10 protein-coding genes and 1 pseudogene are annotated in these 16997 nt (G+C 37.4%); 5 read left to right on the top strand and 6 right to left on the bottom strand.

Translation table 11 applies throughout. From position 1 onward, the window contains the following. The first annotated feature begins 27 nt into the window (after nt 1-27). Entirely contained in the window at nt 28-1605 is a 1578-nt protein-coding gene (locus tag ACFILO_RS03345; protein ID WP_375677825.1) for a M48 family metalloprotease, read from the top strand. A gap of 309 nt (nt 1606-1914) precedes the next feature. On the opposite strand, the gene ACFILO_RS03340 is transcribed toward ACFILO_RS03345, so the two are convergent. Further along, the gene (locus ACFILO_RS03340; protein ID WP_015856975.1) at nt 1915-2826 is read right to left on the bottom strand and encodes an RNA polymerase factor sigma-32; all 912 of its coding nucleotides are present in this window, start codon (nt 2824-2826) and stop codon (nt 1915-1917) included. Nucleotides 2827-3402: 576 nt separating this feature from the next. On the opposite strand from ACFILO_RS03340, the gene ACFILO_RS03335 reads away from it, so the two are divergent. The 3 genes from ACFILO_RS03335 to ACFILO_RS03325 all read left to right on the top strand — a co-directional run bounded on the left by ACFILO_RS03335 (nt 3403) and on the right by ACFILO_RS03325 (nt 6234). After that, nucleotides 3403-4983: a hypothetical protein gene (locus ACFILO_RS03335; protein ID WP_375677824.1), complete on the top strand. Its 1581-nt coding sequence runs from the start codon at nt 3403-3405 to the stop codon at nt 4981-4983. Nucleotides 4984-5004: 21 nt separating this feature from the next. Beyond that, on the top strand, nt 5005-5346 hold the full coding sequence (fdxA, locus tag ACFILO_RS03330; RefSeq protein WP_015856977.1) for a ferredoxin FdxA: 342 nt from the start codon (nt 5005-5007) through the stop codon (nt 5344-5346). A gap of 303 nt (nt 5347-5649) precedes the next feature. Continuing rightward, entirely contained in the window at nt 5650-6234 is a 585-nt protein-coding gene (locus ACFILO_RS03325) for a CarD family transcriptional regulator (protein WP_273790499.1), read from the top strand. A gap of 906 nt (nt 6235-7140) precedes the next feature. On the opposite strand, the pseudogene ACFILO_RS03320 reads toward ACFILO_RS03325, so the two are convergent. Both ACFILO_RS03320 and rpmF read right to left on the bottom strand, forming a co-directional pair. After that, nucleotides 7141-7860, bottom strand: a pseudogene (locus tag ACFILO_RS03320) (tyrosine-type recombinase/integrase); the annotation flags it as partial. Between the two features lie 1757 nt (nt 7861-9617). Continuing rightward, on the bottom strand, nt 9618-9797 hold the full coding sequence (rpmF, locus tag ACFILO_RS03315) for a 50S ribosomal protein L32 (RefSeq protein ID WP_005774555.1): 180 nt from the start codon (nt 9795-9797) through the stop codon (nt 9618-9620). Nucleotides 9798-10221: 424 nt separating this feature from the next. Here rpmF and ACFILO_RS03310 point away from each other — a divergent pair, with 424 nt between their 5' ends. After that, on the top strand, nt 10222-11124 hold the full coding sequence (locus ACFILO_RS03310; RefSeq protein ID WP_375632065.1) for a polyprenyl synthetase family protein: 903 nt from the start codon (nt 10222-10224) through the stop codon (nt 11122-11124). Nucleotides 11125-12857: 1733 nt separating this feature from the next. Here the strand turns inward: ACFILO_RS03310 and ACFILO_RS03305 are convergent. The 3 genes from ACFILO_RS03305 to ispG all read right to left on the bottom strand — a co-directional run bounded on the left by ACFILO_RS03305 (nt 12858) and on the right by ispG (nt 16847). Further along, nucleotides 12858-13181, bottom strand: coding sequence for a hypothetical protein (locus ACFILO_RS03305; RefSeq protein WP_375677823.1), 324 nt, complete (start codon nt 13179-13181; stop codon nt 12858-12860). A 773-nt stretch (nt 13182-13954) separates the two neighbouring features. Continuing rightward, nucleotides 13955-15106 (bottom strand): MFS transporter, encoded by a 1152-nt coding sequence (locus ACFILO_RS03300; protein ID WP_375677822.1) that lies wholly within the window; start codon nt 15104-15106, stop codon nt 13955-13957. Between the two features lie 499 nt (nt 15107-15605). Then, nucleotides 15606-16847, bottom strand: a complete 1242-nt coding sequence (ispG, locus tag ACFILO_RS03295) for a flavodoxin-dependent (E)-4-hydroxy-3-methylbut-2-enyl-diphosphate synthase (protein WP_375632068.1) — start codon at nt 16845-16847, stop codon at nt 15606-15608. Nucleotides 16848-16997: the final 150 nt, after the last annotated feature.

Below are 16997 nucleotides of genomic sequence, written 5' to 3'. Positions count from 1 at the left end.
AAAGAAACATACGATACAAAGATACAAATGCAATTTGCCAAATTACTCCGCAGAAATAATGTGCACCATGGTCCAACGCACCCCATTTTTCACCGCAATTTTCTTTTTCGCTCTTGCCTGTATAAAGCAACTTTCATAAGTCTAACGTTTCTCCTTTCGGCTTGTCATACACCACTTTCTCAAAATGATAGGCTTTCTTCCACTTCTTCTAAAACGATCAAACGTACCAACAACCACAATATCTATGTCACATTAAGCGCTCTGCAACACCCACGTATTTTGCAAATGTATGGTGGCGCTTATCATGATGCAAAACTTGAACACCTTTTAGCAAAGATTGTCCGTAAACTAGCAGTTGCATCCCATAGTTCTCATCAAAACTATTCTGTAACAATTTTAAACTCAGAAACTATCAATGCTTTTGCGCTCCCCAACGGCTCGATCTACATCACTCGTGGTATGCTGGCATTAGCCAATAATTCTTCAGAAGTTGCAGCCATTTTAGCCCATGAGATAGCACATATCAGAGCCAATCATGGCATTTTACGCCTGCAAAAAGAAGCCCAATTAAAGATGACCAATCACATGTCTTCACGTCTTCTTTCTTCTATTGGCAAAAAACTTCATAACCCTATGCAAAACAAGCAACAACTCGCGCAATTTTCCCGCAATCAAGAGCTGGAAGCTGACTCCCTTGCGCTCGAAATGCTCCAACAATCAGGATATGATCCTTTTGCTTCACCACGCTTTCTTCAAACAATGGAAGCCTATAGTGCTTTTCGTAATATCTCTGGCACCCAAAATGCCTCTCTAGATTTTTTAGCCTCCCACCCAACTACCCCTCAACGCATTCGGCTTGCGATAGAAAAAGCGCGTAAAATCAGTAAAGGGAATAGTAAAATATCCGATCATGATTCTTTTCTCAAAAGCATTGATGGCATAATTTTTGGAGGAGGCTTTTATACAGGTTTTGTACGAGGCAACCAATTTATTCACCCACAATTGCGCATAGCTTTTTCTGTTCCAAACAATTTTACAATAGAACATTCAGCACACACTGTTTGGGCCAGTGGACCAGATAAAATTGCGATTCGTTTTGATGCTATTCCACATCCTGCTGAAATATCTGCGAGTGATTATTTGAAAAGCGGCTGGATTATCGGTCTAGATCAATCATCTATCCGCCCCATCACAATTCAAGGGCTCCTCAATCAAGAATTTATGCGCCAAGAATCCCAAAGCCAAAGTTTACTTGGAGCGCGGGCCTATGCTACCAATGATCAATGGCAATTTGATGTGGTTGTCATTCCATTCAACAACCACATCTTTCGTTTTTTGACGGCCGCTCCATATAATTCTCGAAATTTTGCAGAGGTTGCCCAAAAAACGCTACAAAGCTTTCATTCTCTTTCATCTTCACAGTTAAAAAAATTGCAGCCCTTAAAAATCCGTGTTGTCCGTGTTAAACAAGGAGAAACCGTTGCCAATCTTGCAGATAAAATGCAATACACACCATATAAAGAAAAACTCTTTCGCATCCTCAACGCCCTCTCACCAACGCAAACTTTACCCGCAGGTACAAAAGTGAAAATTATTACAGAATAAGCCTTTCTTCTCATCCGTTACAGTTTTGATTCTTTTCTGCCTGTATCACGCCCTCCCTCTTAAAGCATATTCGAAAATAAAGAGGAACACTTTAAAATCCAACTTCATCATGTCTTTATAGGTCTCCGTTTGATATATATATATTTCCTCCAACTAACAGCCCCCTATCTTCCTCTGTTTATCAGTAGCGCCCCCAAGGAGGCATATTCCTAAACAAATATGAACACCCCCTAAAACTGACTTTATCATATTCTCATATGCCCCCACTTAATACATTCTCTTTCCTCCCCCCCCAAAGCCTTTCACTGCTTATATATCGTAAGCGTCTTCTGAATGAACCGTAAGGAGAGCAGAACGCAATTTTTGCAAAGCCCTAGCTTCAATTTGACGCACGCGCTCTTTCGAGATTCCTAACTTTTCACCTAAAACTTCGAGAGTCGCCCCCTCTTCATTTAAGCGGCGAAAGCGAATAATTTCCAACTCCCGTTCGTTGAGAATTTGCAACGCATCGTAAAGCCATTGTGTACGCCGTTGACCATCAATGACTTGCTCAATTAAAGCATCAGGAAGAGGACTATCATCCACCAAAACATCCATCTTAGCAATGGGATTATCACTGTTCTCAGAAACAGAAACACTCAAGGAATTATCAGAACTGGAAAAACGAAAATCCATCGTTTCAACATCGCGCACGGAAACACCGAGTTTTTCAGCGATTGTGCGAAAAATATCCTGTTTTGACAAAGCACTATCATCTTGTATCAGTTTTGCACGCAAACGCCGAAGATTAAAGAAAAGTGCTTTTTGCGAAGAACTCGTTCCCCCTCGAACGATTGACCAATTTCGCAAAATATAATCTTGAATAGAAGCGCGTATCCACCACGTTGCATATGTTGAAAAACGCACTTCCCGATCAGGTTCAAAACGTGCAGCTGCTTCCAATAGTCCCACATACCCTTCTTGTACCAAATCCCCCAATGGCATTTTGAAACGTTTAAAGCGATTAGCAATAGCAATCACTAAACGCATATGAGCCGCTGCAATTTGATGCATGGCATCATCATCACGTTTGTCTTTCCACCGCAGAGCCAAATCATGCTCTTTTTGTCGTTCAAGATAAGGTGCTTGCATAGCAGAACGCATCATATTACGTCCTAAGCTTTTGTCTGCATCGCTATAATTTTTGCTGCTTTTATAAACAGCATTTGAAAGATTACCCATAATAACCCCTTGCGATTAAAATTATCAAAATTGATTTGGCAACGACATCATTGTTCTTCGCTTAAAAAGAACGCAAAAGTTGTTAACTTCTGTGACCACTACTTTAACGTGTAATTTTATAATCGCAATTGTTTTTTTTACTGTCATGGTAAAACTTCTTGACATAAGACACAATTTCACCTGCAAAATGCCTTTACAATATGCCTTTTAGCCTATGAAATATTTGAAAAAACTTTCTCTTCACTTTTCATGACAAAACAGCAAAAAAATAAAGTGATCATGCAAAAGAAATGCCGTTTTTTGATAACCGGTTCCGTTTCCTTTTAAATTGAAGAATTTATTTATGCTTTTAGCTTTACAATACAACTAATAAGTGTAATTTGCAAATATAAAGCATCCAAACTGAATGAAAACTGAATGAAAAAAGAATCATTCAAGTTTTAAAGGCGCAAAGAAACAGCAAAAAATGACAAGAGTGATTGAAGCAAACGCAACAAACGTGTTAAAGAAAGAGCACCATTATGAAATTGTCGCAAAAAGCTTTTGACCAGTGTCACACTGAGAAAGAAAATGATCATGGATAGCAAGATTGTTCAACAGAATGAGATTCTTCAAGATGATATTCTCATTGAAAAACACGGAAGGGGTAAATTTGAAGGTTTTCGTTTTTATGCCAACAAAAACAGTACCGATCAAATAGCTGAGAAGAAAATTTCAACAGAGAATGAGAATTTGATTCTTGCTTTTTCCAAACGCGCGACACGTTTTTGTGCTTCTGCAAATGGAGATTTTACCCTCAGTTCTGATGGAATTGTGCGCTGGATTGGTCAACCCGTAGGACAACTTGTAGCAACAGAAGATTTTTTTAAACCAAAACTGATTGTTTTAGCAGATGAACAACTCACGGGAGAATCCCGCAATAACGTTGTGAAACGATTAGAACGCTTTGTCACCTTTCATTTTGAAACGACTTTAAAACCCCTGTTTGATTTGCGCAATGCTGATAATTTAACGGATTCAACAAACAGTCTTGCTTTACAACTTTTTAACTCTTTAGGGATTTTACCACGCCGCGAAGTCTTAGACATTGTCAAAAACCTTGCGCAAGAATCACGTGCCGTTCTTCGGCGTCTAGGCGTGCGTTTTGGCGCTTTTCATATCTATGTTGCCGGAATGCTTAAACCTGCTCCGGTTCAAGCCATTACTCTCCTGTGGAATCTTCAAAATGCGGGACAAGATCAAACTGGTTTGGGTGAAGTTTTTTCAGCATTATCTGCTGGTCGAACCTCTTTAATTGTTGACCCTACCTATAACCGCCAATTTTATCAATTAGCCGGCTACCGAATCTTAGGACAACGTGCTGTACGGATTGATATTTTAGAACGTCTTGCCAATCTCATCCGTCCCGCACTTCATTGGAAACAAGGAAGTGATCCTAAACCCGATGGAGCCTATGATGGCAAAAGTTTTTTTGTTACACCAGCCATGATGTCCATTCTTGGGGCCAATGGAAACGATATGGAAGAAATCCTCAAAGGACTTGGTTATCAATCGTACAGCATAAGCAATACTGTTTTTGAACAAAATCTCTTTGCACACCAAGCCTCTTCCCCTGTCAATAGGGCAATGCAAGATGTTCCTGCAGCAGAATGCGTTGGAAGTCAATGGCAAACAGTAAGCGATTTAGAAACAACACGAGAAGAAAAAAATACCTCATTCCCAAACACTTCATCCTCTGGTATTGAAAAACATCTCCATAAAACCAATCGTTTACCAGCAGCTGAACCTGTTGGGAATTTTGCCAAATCCCCGCGCTCTACAGAAGAAGATAAAGTTATTTTGTTATGGCATTATAAGCATCAATTCCCCCACCATGCACAAAAAAAACGTGATAAATTAGGAAATAAGTGGCAAAATAAATCGAAGAACGCTGTAAAAAAAGCGGAATACAAAAATGAAAATTCCCCTCAAGAAGCACCATCACAAGCAAAACGCTCTCATAAGTTCCACAAATCCCAAGGAAAACATGCAAATCATAAGCCCTTTCAAAAAGAAAAGCGCCTTAATCCTGATTCACCTTTTGCGAAACTAGCTGTACTACGCGATCAACTCACCAATCATAAAAACACGCACACACTTTCCTCTAAAGAGAATTAAAGTAACAAATGGAGTTTGATCTTGACCCACGTAGTAACCGACAACTGCATTCACTGCAAATATACGGATTGCGTTGAAGTCTGCCCAGTTGATTGTTTTTATGAAGGGGAAAATATGCTTGTTATTCACCCCGATGAATGCATCGATTGTGGTGTTTGCGTGCCAGAATGCCCAGCAGAAGCGATTTTACCTGATACAGAACCAGGATTAGAAAAGTGGTTAGAACTCAATCTTCATTATGCAAACAAATGGCCTAATCTAACCACCAAAAAAGATCCTCTTCCTCAAGCAAAAGAAATGGATGGTGTTCCAAATAAATTAGAAAAGTATTTTTCAGAAAATCCAGGAAGTGGCGAAGAGTAATGATAAAGTGTACACTCTCCTCCTTCAACGATTGAAAGACTTCTCTTGTAAAAATAAAAAATCCTTAAGCGAAATGATTGATTCTTTTAAATTTTGATGTTAGTGTTATTTTAACATGATCATCTTTCTAAGTATTTTTCTTTGCTTGTTATAGTAAAGCGGTGTATTTTTTTTTGATTTAAAAGTACTCGGCTTTTATGCTCACTTAATTGGTACAATATACTTGGTTAAAGAAAACTCAACCCTCAGGTTTATAACCTGTTTTCCGATACATTTGTTGATCATAAGGGAGTAAACTAAAATATGGCATCCCAACATGGAACGTCTTCCAAGACCAAAGAATTTGCAACCTCTGAATATATCGTCTACCCTACGCATGGAGTAGGACAAATTATAGCGATTGAAGATCAAGAAGTTGCAGGACATAAATTAAAACTTTTTGTCATTCATTTCGCGAAAGATAAGATGGATGTCAAAGTCCCCATTGCAAAAGCCCTTTCCGTTGGAATGCGTAAATTATCTGCTAGTGATTCTGTCGAACGTGCCTTAAAAGTTTTACGCGGAAAAGCACGCGTTAAACGGACCATGTGGTCACGTCGTGCACAAGAATATGATGCTAAAATCAACTCAGGAGATCTTATTTGTATCGCCGAAGTGGTCCGTGATCTTTTCCGCTCTAATCTACAGCCTGAACAATCTTACTCTGAGCGCCAACTTTATACAGCTGCTCTTGAAAGAATGGCCCGTGAAATTGCGGTTATCAATAGTCTTTCTGAAACAGAAGCTATCAATCTCATAGAGATGCATCTCTCCAACAAGCCGGAACGCGAGTTTAAAACTGAGAGAGAAGAAACAGATGAAAACAGTAAAGCTGTCTACGCTGCATAATACACTCTTTCATCATAATGATGATATTTCGATAAAACCAGCGAAAAGCTGGTTTTATTTTTTAACATCCTCTCTGCCCTTAAGGACAAAGTTTCTTAACCAGCGCCAATCTATAAACAATCTAACTTTTCGACAAATTCCTCCTCCTTATTTTCTTTCTTCATAGATAACAAACTGATTAATCATCATAATCTAGCATTATTCATATTAAATTAGAATCTTGAATATGGTAAGATTACTCATTTCAAATTGCTCTCATGTTGAATTAATCAAATCACTTGCTTGTCAATCACAAGCGGAGCTGATCTGTGGGTAAAAACTGTACAAAAAGAGCGAGACACTGTCTCAAGCACCAAAGGATATACCAACATTGGAATCTGGCAAGATGTGTAAGGGCAGGGCTTGCTTTTTTATTAAGCGTAAAGATCATAGTGCCGTTTATACACTACACCGAAACTTTACCATTTACCCCCTTCTACAAAACCATTGGAACATTCAAAAACACCGTCATAAAATGGATGCCATAAATATTGAAAAATATTCCTTTTAAAAAAAGCGTGACAGTACAACATAAGCATATTTTGTCTTGGGCACTCTATTTTGCATGAGAAGCATTCCCCCCATTAAAAAACGCGATAAAAAAAGCATGAACTAAAACCATCATCTCCATTCTGTAAAAGGCATTCCAAATACTTTTGAAAGCTGTAAAATTAACTTAAAAAATAACAATAAAAATGAACGTTAGCATTGCCCCTTTCAATTTCATATTTTTCCCAAATGAGGTTTCTCATTTCAGAGATTACGAGATATACGCAATATTCTTACTCCAATCGGACACATAAAATCTAGAATGATTCATAGAACTCTTAAAAGTCTCAATCTCTGTTTCAAACAAACCGCTAAAGATTGGATATTCTCAGCAGGAATTGTCCAGATATCATCTTCAATCTGATCTTCACGAATATGACGCAAAGGATTAGTATGAACGCCTGTCAGGATAAGCAAACGCAAAGCCAGTCGTGTTATGTTTTGTGTTTTACAGAGTAACTGATAAAAGGCAGGAACATCTTTCCAATCCATGGCTAGTCTATTAATAGTTTTATAGCGTTGCTTACCTTAAGAGTGCGCGTGCTTTTTTTTGCTTGTAAATCAACATCCAAACCCAAAGCAACCGCATGCTTAAGACAACGATTAAGACGCTTCAGTGCTTTATCTGCTGTTGCAGCTTTTGCATGCCAAATAGAGGCAAGGGTATTGCGTATCTCTGTTTGCGTAATCTCTGAAACGGGTAGACAGCCTAATTTAGGGAGAATATAAAGGCGTAAGGGTGAAAACCAATCACAAGCTTTACCATCTCTTTTTAATTCAGCTTTACGACTTTCAAATGCATCTAAAGCAATGTTTTTTAAATAATGAAGATTACGCATTGCCTCACGCTTTTGTTTATCGCGTTCTTTAATGGAGTCACGCCCCTCACGTAAAACAGCACCCCACCCAATTGCCAATTCACGGGCTTGTTTTAAAGAAACATCTCGCAACGCTCCCAAGCCCATTTCGCGGCCCCCGTGAAAAGTATAACGGTAAATCCATTGACCACCCCCATCTCTTACGTTTGTGAAGAAGCAAGCCGGTACCATCATTATATTTTCCAGCTCGTGGGTGTTACGACAGCCCTTGGCTCTTAAGACGATTCATAAGAACCATTTCTAGTCCTTTCTTATACAAATTTTATCCACACACTCATCCCACTTGTGACGTGCAAACGAGTGGTTTTGATTGATTCTAGATAGAGAGATTTGAAATAAGTGAATTATATATATAAATCAATATGTTGTCTAGTGATGAACAGATAACAAAAAAATCATAAACTTAGGTAAGCAACACTATAAAATCATTCATAAACCAGCTATGAACTGGAGAATCGTACCGGCTTTGATAAAATACTTTGCTCACCCCCACACATAACATATCTGGTTTTAAGTTTACTTATTTTTACAAGCTGTTCGCAACAAATCCCTTATATTCACAAAAATAAGAAAAATATATAGACAATTCTTAGTTCAAAAACATGAAAATACAGCGTGATATTCATAGAAAAGTCTCATATACCTTTATCATAAAAAGCACTAAAGGTTATTGAATGTATACACCTTCTGTCTTGTAACGGTTTTCTCTTTTCTGCTCATAAGAAAGCACGCTGGCATCAGCATACACTTAACCCAATGTTACAACAATCCTTACATTGGAAAATATTCATTATAAACATTTTTCCTTTTTTATAGAGTTTTCACCCACATGCCAGCCCCACTTGTGACCGAAAAGCAAGTGATTGTCATTGATTCAACATGGGGAAAAATTTGAAATGAGAAAATCCTACGATAGAGCTTCCATTCAAGGCGCAAAACAACAAATGATCTTTATAAATCAATGTGATGTCGATCTCTATTTTTTTAAGGAGAATCACATGTCACAATATAAGCCTATAGACAACCATTGCCTTAAATATTCTCATAAAAAACACCGATATGCTTAAAGCCTTACATAGATCAACTGCCTTAAACGATGATATTTTACGGTCTAATAGGATTCTCTCTATAATCAATAAAGATTAAGTGCGATACAAAATGATTCTATTACTGAGCTAACTTATATCAATACCCAAGCTCTTAACGAAGTCATCATAAAAGACACTGATACAAGTAGCCCTTTATAGCCTCTCAAGAAAACAAGAAAATCATCTCCCACAATAGAATCATTTCTCTACGGCAAAACTTTATCCCACATATGTTCCCAAGAAAAAGCGAAAAACGCATCTTACCCAATGCATTCACTAATGAATCAAGAGAAACTTACCACTGAAAGAGATAAAACGCTAAAGTTTTAACCACTAAAACAGAACGTCCACGATACATTCCCTGTTCCACATCGATAGAAGACGATACAAGGGAACCTCAACATTCATCTTAAAGCGAAAATGCACGCCCCAAGCGTGCATTGATCGATGAAATAAAAGAAGTTTACCACTGGAAAAGAAAGAAAACGCTAAAGTTTTAACCACTAAAACAGAACGTCCACGATACATCCCCTGTTCCACATCGATAGAAGACGATGCAAGAGAACCTCAACATTCACCTTAAAGCGAAAATGCACGCCCCAAGCGTGCATTGATCGATGAAATAAAAGAAGTTGACCTCTGGAAAAGAAAGAAAACGCTAAAGTTTTAACCACTAAAACAGAACGCCCACGATATATTCCCTGTTCCACATCGATAGAAGACGATACAAGGGAACCTCAACATTCATCTTAAAGCGAAAATGCACGCCCCAAGCGTGCATTGATCGATGAAATAAAAGAAGTTCACCACTGGAAAAAAAAGAAAACGCTCAGTCTTTAACCACTAAAACGGAACGTCCGCGATACATTCCCGTTTTCAAATCAATGTGATGAGGACGACGTAATTCACCAGAATTTTTATCTTCGATATAAGTCGGCGCCTTCAGAGCATCAGCCGAACGGCGCATGCCCCTCTTCGCTGGAGAGGTTTTTCGTTTAGGTACAGCCATAAAAAGACACTCCAAATCCATTAAAACAGAAAAAGCAATGTCAAAAATGACAATGCTTCATTTAAAATACCATAAAATTTGAGTATATTATACACTGATAAAAAAGAAGAGGCAATGTCAAAATGATCCTCCTCTTACCAAAAATGACCTTCCTGTTATCAAAAATGGTGTCACAATAATCAAATGAATATCAAAAACATTGCAAAATTTAAGAATTTTATACACCAATGAAAGCTTTTTTATAAGCCCTTCATTCAATTTTTATTTGGTTTAAAAAGGGATTTGCGCATACAGTAGAGATACAGATAAAAAGAGAAGTTGATTTTTAATAAAAAACGACGCCAATTTATGAAAACAAGAAAAAGCAACAACCTTTCTCTTTAAACTTCATAATTTCATTTTTGTAAAAACAAAGGAAGCAAGAATGCACGAATTTACCACCCTTCTTGCAAAACATGGAAATACCGTTGAAAAGCGGCTTGATACCCTGTTAAGTGATCAAATCCAAACTGGTGAAATTTCACGCCCTAAAAATTTAATCAAAGCCATGCGCTATGGTGTGCTGAACGGTGGAAAACGCTTGCGTCCTTTTCTTGTAATTCAAAGTGCTGCACTTTTTGATGTCCCTGTAGAACATTCTCTTGATGTTGCGTGTGCCTTAGAATGTATCCATTGTTATTCGCTCATTCATGATGATCTTCCCGCTATGGATAACGATATACTCCGGCGTGGAAAACCCACTGTCCATGTAGCATTTGATGAAGCAACAGCAATTCTAGCAGGCAATGCCCTCTTAACATTTGCCTTTGAAATCATTGCCCATAAAGCTAGTAATCTATCTACAGATATTAGAATCAAGCTGATCACGTCTCTTGCACAATCGGCAGGACTTGGCGGTATGTTAGGTGGACAAATGCTGGACCTTGAAGCTGAAAAAAGACCGCAAGAAAGTACTGACATCATCACTCTACAACACATGAAAACAGCAGCCCTGATAAGCTTTGCTTGCCAAGCAGGTGCCATCATTGGCAATGCATCTAAAGAATTAACTGAAAAACTTACTGATTTTGGGACCTATCTTGGTTTAGCCTTTCAATTAACCGATGACCTTCTTGATGTCACCGCCAACACGCAAACCCTAGGAAAAACGGCTGGGAAAGATGAAACGGCACAAAAAGCCACTTTTGTTCATCTTTACGGCATTAAAGAAACCCAAAAAAAGCGTGATACACTCATCAGTAAAGCAGAAGCATTCTTACATCCTTTTGGCGCTAAAGCACTCCCCCTCCAACAAGCAGCACACTTTAGTGCAATACGCCAAAATTAAACTTCATCTACCCTATTGTACATAGTGTACACCGTCATATTTATTAAATGCATAATAGACTTTTCAAAGAAACATTACCATTAATCTCCATTATACTCCTTATCATGAAATGGGTGCGACAAATCTTGAGAGGAATTTCATTAAAACAAGCCGCGTGAATTTATAACACAAATGCATTCTGGGTATCCTATTTTGCATGAAAAATGCCTTCCATTAAAGACTGAAAGAAACAAAATGTGAAAATGCGTAATCACCATGTTTTAAAAGATATTACAGTGGGTGGTGGGTGCTTTAAAGCCGAATAAAAAACAACCGGAAAGAGGAAAACTCGTTTTCTCCTTTATATCTTTAATCTTCTAACGATAAGGCAAAAAATAAACAGAATAAGTATAAAACCAGGCATTTTATAAATCCGCAAAAAACAATAAAAATGCCGATTGGCTTTGTAGCCTTATCAAAGTCATCTGTTGTTTATTGCCAACCCTAGGAGTACAATGCCCTCAGTAGAGAGTCGTAATTTTTATGCCTTTCCACGCTATCTTGTTGTAGAAGATCAAATATGCTTACATTCTGTAAATTCACTCGTGTATTGCTTGCTCTCTAAAAACACTTTTACAAAAGTGCTCGTTGTTTAGTTTAAGCATCATTTTTTTGAAGCTCGTATTTAAAATATCAGAAAAAAATGAACATAATGGCTATTTTGATTTTTATGCCACCCTCAAAGAACAAAGTCTTTTAACCTAATCTACTCTGTAAACAGTCTAGTTTCCTACCGAGTAGGTTTCTCTCGCTTTCCACGCATGCGATTCACTTAAACTAAAGACTCGATAAACAGACTTAAGAATATTCACCATGCACTTCTTAAAATACTTAATGTATCAAACAGGCTACCTTCACCACCCCTCAAATGACAGTATGTTACGGCATAACAGGATAAATAAAACCACTAATTTCAATAGAACGAAAGACCAAAGCAGTATTATTACCGATCTCTCTTTTCTTAGCAAGAATAATACAACACATTGATTTATAATCATAATTTGTGGTTTTTCAACTTGAATAAGAACCCTGAATATCATAAGATTTTCTCATTTCAAATCTGTGTATGTTAAATCAATCAAAATCATTTGCTTGCACGTCACAAGCGGGAAAAGCCGTGTGGGGCAAAACATCAAAGAAAAAACTAAAAAAATGCCTCTTATGAACCGTCTTAAAAGCCAAGGGCTATCCGCAACATTAGGGGCGAGAAAAGTGAATGATTGTGTCGGCATGCTCCTTCAAAAGCAGAAACATTTTTATTTACAAAATTGTGTAATAACTTCAATTTAATAATAATCTTGATCACTGTACAACTTTAATTCATCACGCTCTTTATCTCGTTTATTCAATTCATCACATAAAAAGAGAATTGATAAGCTTAAACAGAGAATGATCATTGCAACAGAAAGATAAAAAAAGTCCTTATTATTATATATAATAGCGCAATCTAATTTGTGATAAGTAGTTTTTTCAATCCAAGTGCAAATTTCCTCCTTTAAGTGCAATTTTCTTATTAAGATGAAAAGCATCATTGTAAGTGAACCTATTCCTGTTGTAAAAGCTGGAAAATATGTCCACCTTTTGAAGCCATAATAAAAAAACATGCAACATGGCCAAGAAAATGCCGCGATTATCAAGAGTATTATAGCCATTTAATATCCTTCGAGAGAATTTTTCTCATTATCCATTCAATGTCATTTGTAAATTCTTCTTGGTTTCATCATGTCATATATCGTGTTTAGCTCTATGCAAAAACGCGCTATTTGTTTAGTGTTGTCACCATGACCAGCTCTCATACTAGACACAAGGTCAATAATTTGTGTTGTTGGGCTGATGCCATTTCCGCTGGAAGAATTAAGAAATTTTTTCGCGTAATCAATCATGGGGTCGGTAGCATTCATAGACATATTATATGCCCAAATAAAATCGCTTTCTCTCCAGTTATAGTCATTACGCAAACTGCTTATGACATTGAGTAACATATCTGCTGATATCCATTCATTATAATCACCACGCAATAAATTAACAAAGCGTCCACATAAAACAATAAGTCTGTGATGATGCCATATAATATCAAATTTGGGCGCTATATTCTGATAACCACGGCTATATACGAAGTTTCTTGCTTGCTCTTGTTTTTGAAAATGTTCAAAAGCCTCGTATTTTCCATTTATCTATTCTTCGTAAAGTTTATTGTACTGCTCTAGACTATCCACGCGAGTACATCCCAACAATACCAATACAGAGACCACAACCAAAGAGAAAATACTCAAAAATGAGAATGAAAGATGCCGTTATCTCAACAAGATCATTCATATTTTAAAGGAAACAAGAATAAAACGCGTTAGATATATCAACAATAAAATCGGTCATGAGGAAAGCCTTTTTGAACAGGCTAAAATTGCCCAACTGCTTAATGAGCTCTAATGAGATAAAGTATTACCAGCAAGTAACCAATGAAAATGGGAAAACTGCTCCATCACCATTCCTTAATAAGCATATAATCCGGTACAATCATTTTCTTTATCAGCGTCCAATCTTGTCAGCAACTCTTGGTGCAATATTCATGAGAAGCATTTTTATTTCTTTTTTAATGATTGTGATGCCACGCCCACTTATAACGTACAAGCAGATGACTTTGATTGCTTCAACATACATAGATTTGAAATAAGAATAACGGATAACATTCTGCTTTCCCATTCAACATGCAAAAACAATGATGCGCCTTAATAAATAAAAGCCTTGATCCACTATAAACCCCATGAAACACACGTGAAATACGTTACTATTTTCACTGAGATTTCTTTAGGGCTCCTTCTAAAAAAAACATTGCCAACAGATAAACCAATAAATAGATACCAAAAACATAAACGAGAGAGAAAAAGCCGAATATATCAACCATATACGCACTCATGTAAAAAAATACCAATAAGCTAAATCTCCCAACAGTTGACAAGAAAGATTCATATGTAGCCCTGAAATGATCACTAATACTATCGTGCAAAACAACTTCTACACGCAGATATGTATACTTAATTAAGTAAAAAATCATACAGACTAAAATAACAGCAATTTCTTTTTTCGGCTCAAAGAAAACCATTGTAAAAATCAGTGAAACCAAAAGAAACAGCAATAAAATAAAATTCACTCTTTCACTTAGTTTTGTAAAGAGAAAACTAGCCAAAAGCTGAGAAAGCAATATCAATGAAAATGTCACACCAAGATCAAAATAAGTGACATTAATATGATGATCTTTAAATATCCACTGCCAATACTGCGAGAATATATTGAAAAAGATCAGTGAAAAATAAAAGCATAAAGAGATATAAGGAACTCTAATAAAAATAGACAACATCTCCTTAGCTTCACAAATGAGAGAATTCGCTTTATTTGGTTTTTTCTCCCCCTTCAAGTCATCAAGAAAAAACAAACCAAATAGTGTCGTCATCAACATTAAAAACGCCGCGATATACCATATATATTGGCTAGAATAATCAGCAAAATATGCCCCGATTAAACTGAATATAAACATGCCGATGTAATTATATTGAGAGCTGGAACCAAGCACTTTTTTAGTGGATGTCAATTTTTCTTTTGCATATTGAACAAGTAAAGCATTATAGGCTCCAGCAATTAATGTCAGCGATAAGGCATTAAAAGTTTCTGCCAAAAGAAAACCATAAAAGCTTGTAGAAAATCCCATGAGAAAGAGCCATGTGGCAGCAAAAGCCGCTGCCAAAACGATCGATATTTTATAACTTTTTCGATCAGCAAAATATCCCAGAGGAATATCGGTAACCATCATAATAAAAGCCTGAAACGACTTAATGACACCAATATCAATAAGCGTTAAGCCTTTTTCAAGCATATAAAAGACAATAAAGGCGCCAGTTAAAATCCTTATACCGTTAAATAAAAAGCCAAACGCTAATATACTTGTCATGCATTCCCCCAATAACGCCCAAAAAGGCACCCGTATACATCATTTTATATCAATATAAAAGCTTACATTTTACGACAAATAGGACTATAATCGCTATAAGGATTTCCAATCCTATCAATTTGATACCCCAAAAAATGCTGGGAAAATGCCTGAAAAATCAATAAACAATGTTCTTTCTATAATTTGATATTTGAAGAATCCGTTAAATATTTTACTGTCTCAAGAGCAGCCAAAAACCAGCAACAACATTTACGGATCCATTTAAAGTATTCATATCGTTTTGCTTAATAGTCTTAACACACTCAAACTCATTAATATCCTTCATAAGCTTCTGATTCTAAAACAGGCATATCATCTGGTTTTACCTAAAATAATAAGCAACCAACAACAGTATTGACCATAGCTAAAGCAGCATACAACAGCACCCTCTTCACATTGAAGACAGCTTGTTTAAAAAAACGACACACCCTTTTTACTTCAACCTTATGCGATTTTTACCTCAACCTTGCCCAAAGCGTGTATGAATATAATCACTCAAAAGCGCTTCAAATTCTTCAGCAATGTGATCACCCCGCAAAGTTTTTACCTTTTGTCCCTCAATAAAAACAGGTGCCGCTGGACTTTCCCCCACTCCAGGCAAAGAGATTCCAATATCCGCATGTTTTGACTCCCCCGGTCCATTGACGATACATCCCATCACAGCCACCTTCAAACTTTCAACGCCAGGGTATTTTTCACGCCAAACAGGCATATTTTTGTATAAATCTGCTTCAATTTTTTGCGCCAATTGTTGAAAGACCGTAGAAGTTGTGCGCCCACAACCAGGACAAGCCGCAACAACAGGCAAAAATTGGCGAAACCCCATCACTTGCAAAAGTTCTTGCCCCACCTTTACTTCTCGTGTCCGATCACCACCAGGTTTTGGTGTTAAGGAAATTCGTATCGTATCGCCAATCCCTTGCTGTAATAAAATACCCAAAGCCACCGAAGAAGCAACAATGCCCTTTGTTCCCATCCCAGCTTCCGTTAATCCCAAATGAAGAGCATAATCACAACGCGCCGCCAAGGTGGTATAGACAGCAATAAGATCTTGGACATCACTCACTTTAGCAGAAAGAATAATTTTATCACGCCCCAACCCTAACTCTTCTGCTAAAGTAGCCGAAAGCAAAGCCGACTGCACAACAGTTTCCCGCATCACTTCAGCCACAGATAAGGGTTTTTCTTGCTGTGCATTTTCATCCATAAGCCGTGTTAACAACGCATTATCAAGAGAGCCCCAATTCACGCCAATGCGAATAGGTTTATGATACCGACAAGCAATCTCTATAATTTCTGCAAATTGACGATCTTTTTTTGCGCCAAAACCAACATTTCCAGGATTGATGCGATATTTTGCAAGCGCCTCAGCACACGCAGGATGCTCAGATAAAAGCTTATGACCAATATAATGAAAATCCCCAACCAATGGTACAAAAAATCCTAACCTCTCCAATCGCTCCCGTATTTTTGGTACAGCCGCCGCCGCTTCATCGCGATCAACAGTAATTCGAACCAATTGTGAACCAGCTTGCCAAAGAGCAGCTACTTGAGAAACAGTTGCATCAACATCAGCGGTATCTGTATTAGTCATTGACTGTACAACTATCGGGCTCTGCCCCCCAATAATCACATCACCAACAGCAACACCAACAGATCGACGACGCTCAAGTGGTTTAGATAAAAAATAGGTCGTACTCATCAAGTCCTCAAATTTTTAAAACCTGCGCTATCAATCATTATTTACATTGACTTCCTCCGCGCTTCAAAGGACGAAAATTACACCGCCCACCAATCTTAACAGATTGCTCTCAAAAGGTTCTACCTACTAACACTGATGCAATACAATTTC

Origin of the sequence: Bartonella sp. AP72JLCBS (assembly GCF_042195705.1) — a bacterium.
In the GTDB taxonomy this organism is placed as follows: domain Bacteria; phylum Pseudomonadota; class Alphaproteobacteria; order Rhizobiales; family Rhizobiaceae; genus Bartonella.
This window is presented reverse-complemented; position numbering and strand designations above follow the sequence as displayed.

What these genes read in the sequence shown, in the direction of transcription:
- ACFILO_RS03345 (WP_375677825.1), top strand. Translation starts at nt 28, where the DNA reads ATGCAATTTGCCAAATTACTCCGCAGAAATAATGTGCACCATGGTCCA.
- ACFILO_RS03310 (WP_375632065.1), top strand. Translation starts at nt 10,222, where the DNA reads ATGCACGAATTTACCACCCTTCTTGCAAAACATGGAAATACCGTTGAA.
- ACFILO_RS03300 (WP_375677822.1), bottom strand. Translation starts at nt 15,106, where the DNA reads ATGACAAGTATATTAGCGTTTGGCTTTTTATTTAACGGTATAAGGATT.
- ispG (WP_375632068.1), bottom strand. Translation starts at nt 16,847, where the DNA reads ATGAGTACGACCTATTTTTTATCTAAACCACTTGAGCGTCGTCGATCT.
- ACFILO_RS03325 (WP_273790499.1), top strand. Translation starts at nt 5,650, where the DNA reads ATGGCATCCCAACATGGAACGTCTTCCAAGACCAAAGAATTTGCAACC.
- ACFILO_RS03335 (WP_375677824.1), top strand. Translation starts at nt 3,403, where the DNA reads ATGGATAGCAAGATTGTTCAACAGAATGAGATTCTTCAAGATGATATT.
- ACFILO_RS03340 (WP_015856975.1), bottom strand. Translation starts at nt 2,826, where the DNA reads ATGGGTAATCTTTCAAATGCTGTTTATAAAAGCAGCAAAAATTATAGC.
- rpmF (WP_005774555.1), bottom strand. Translation starts at nt 9,797, where the DNA reads ATGGCTGTACCTAAACGAAAAACCTCTCCAGCGAAGAGGGGCATGCGC.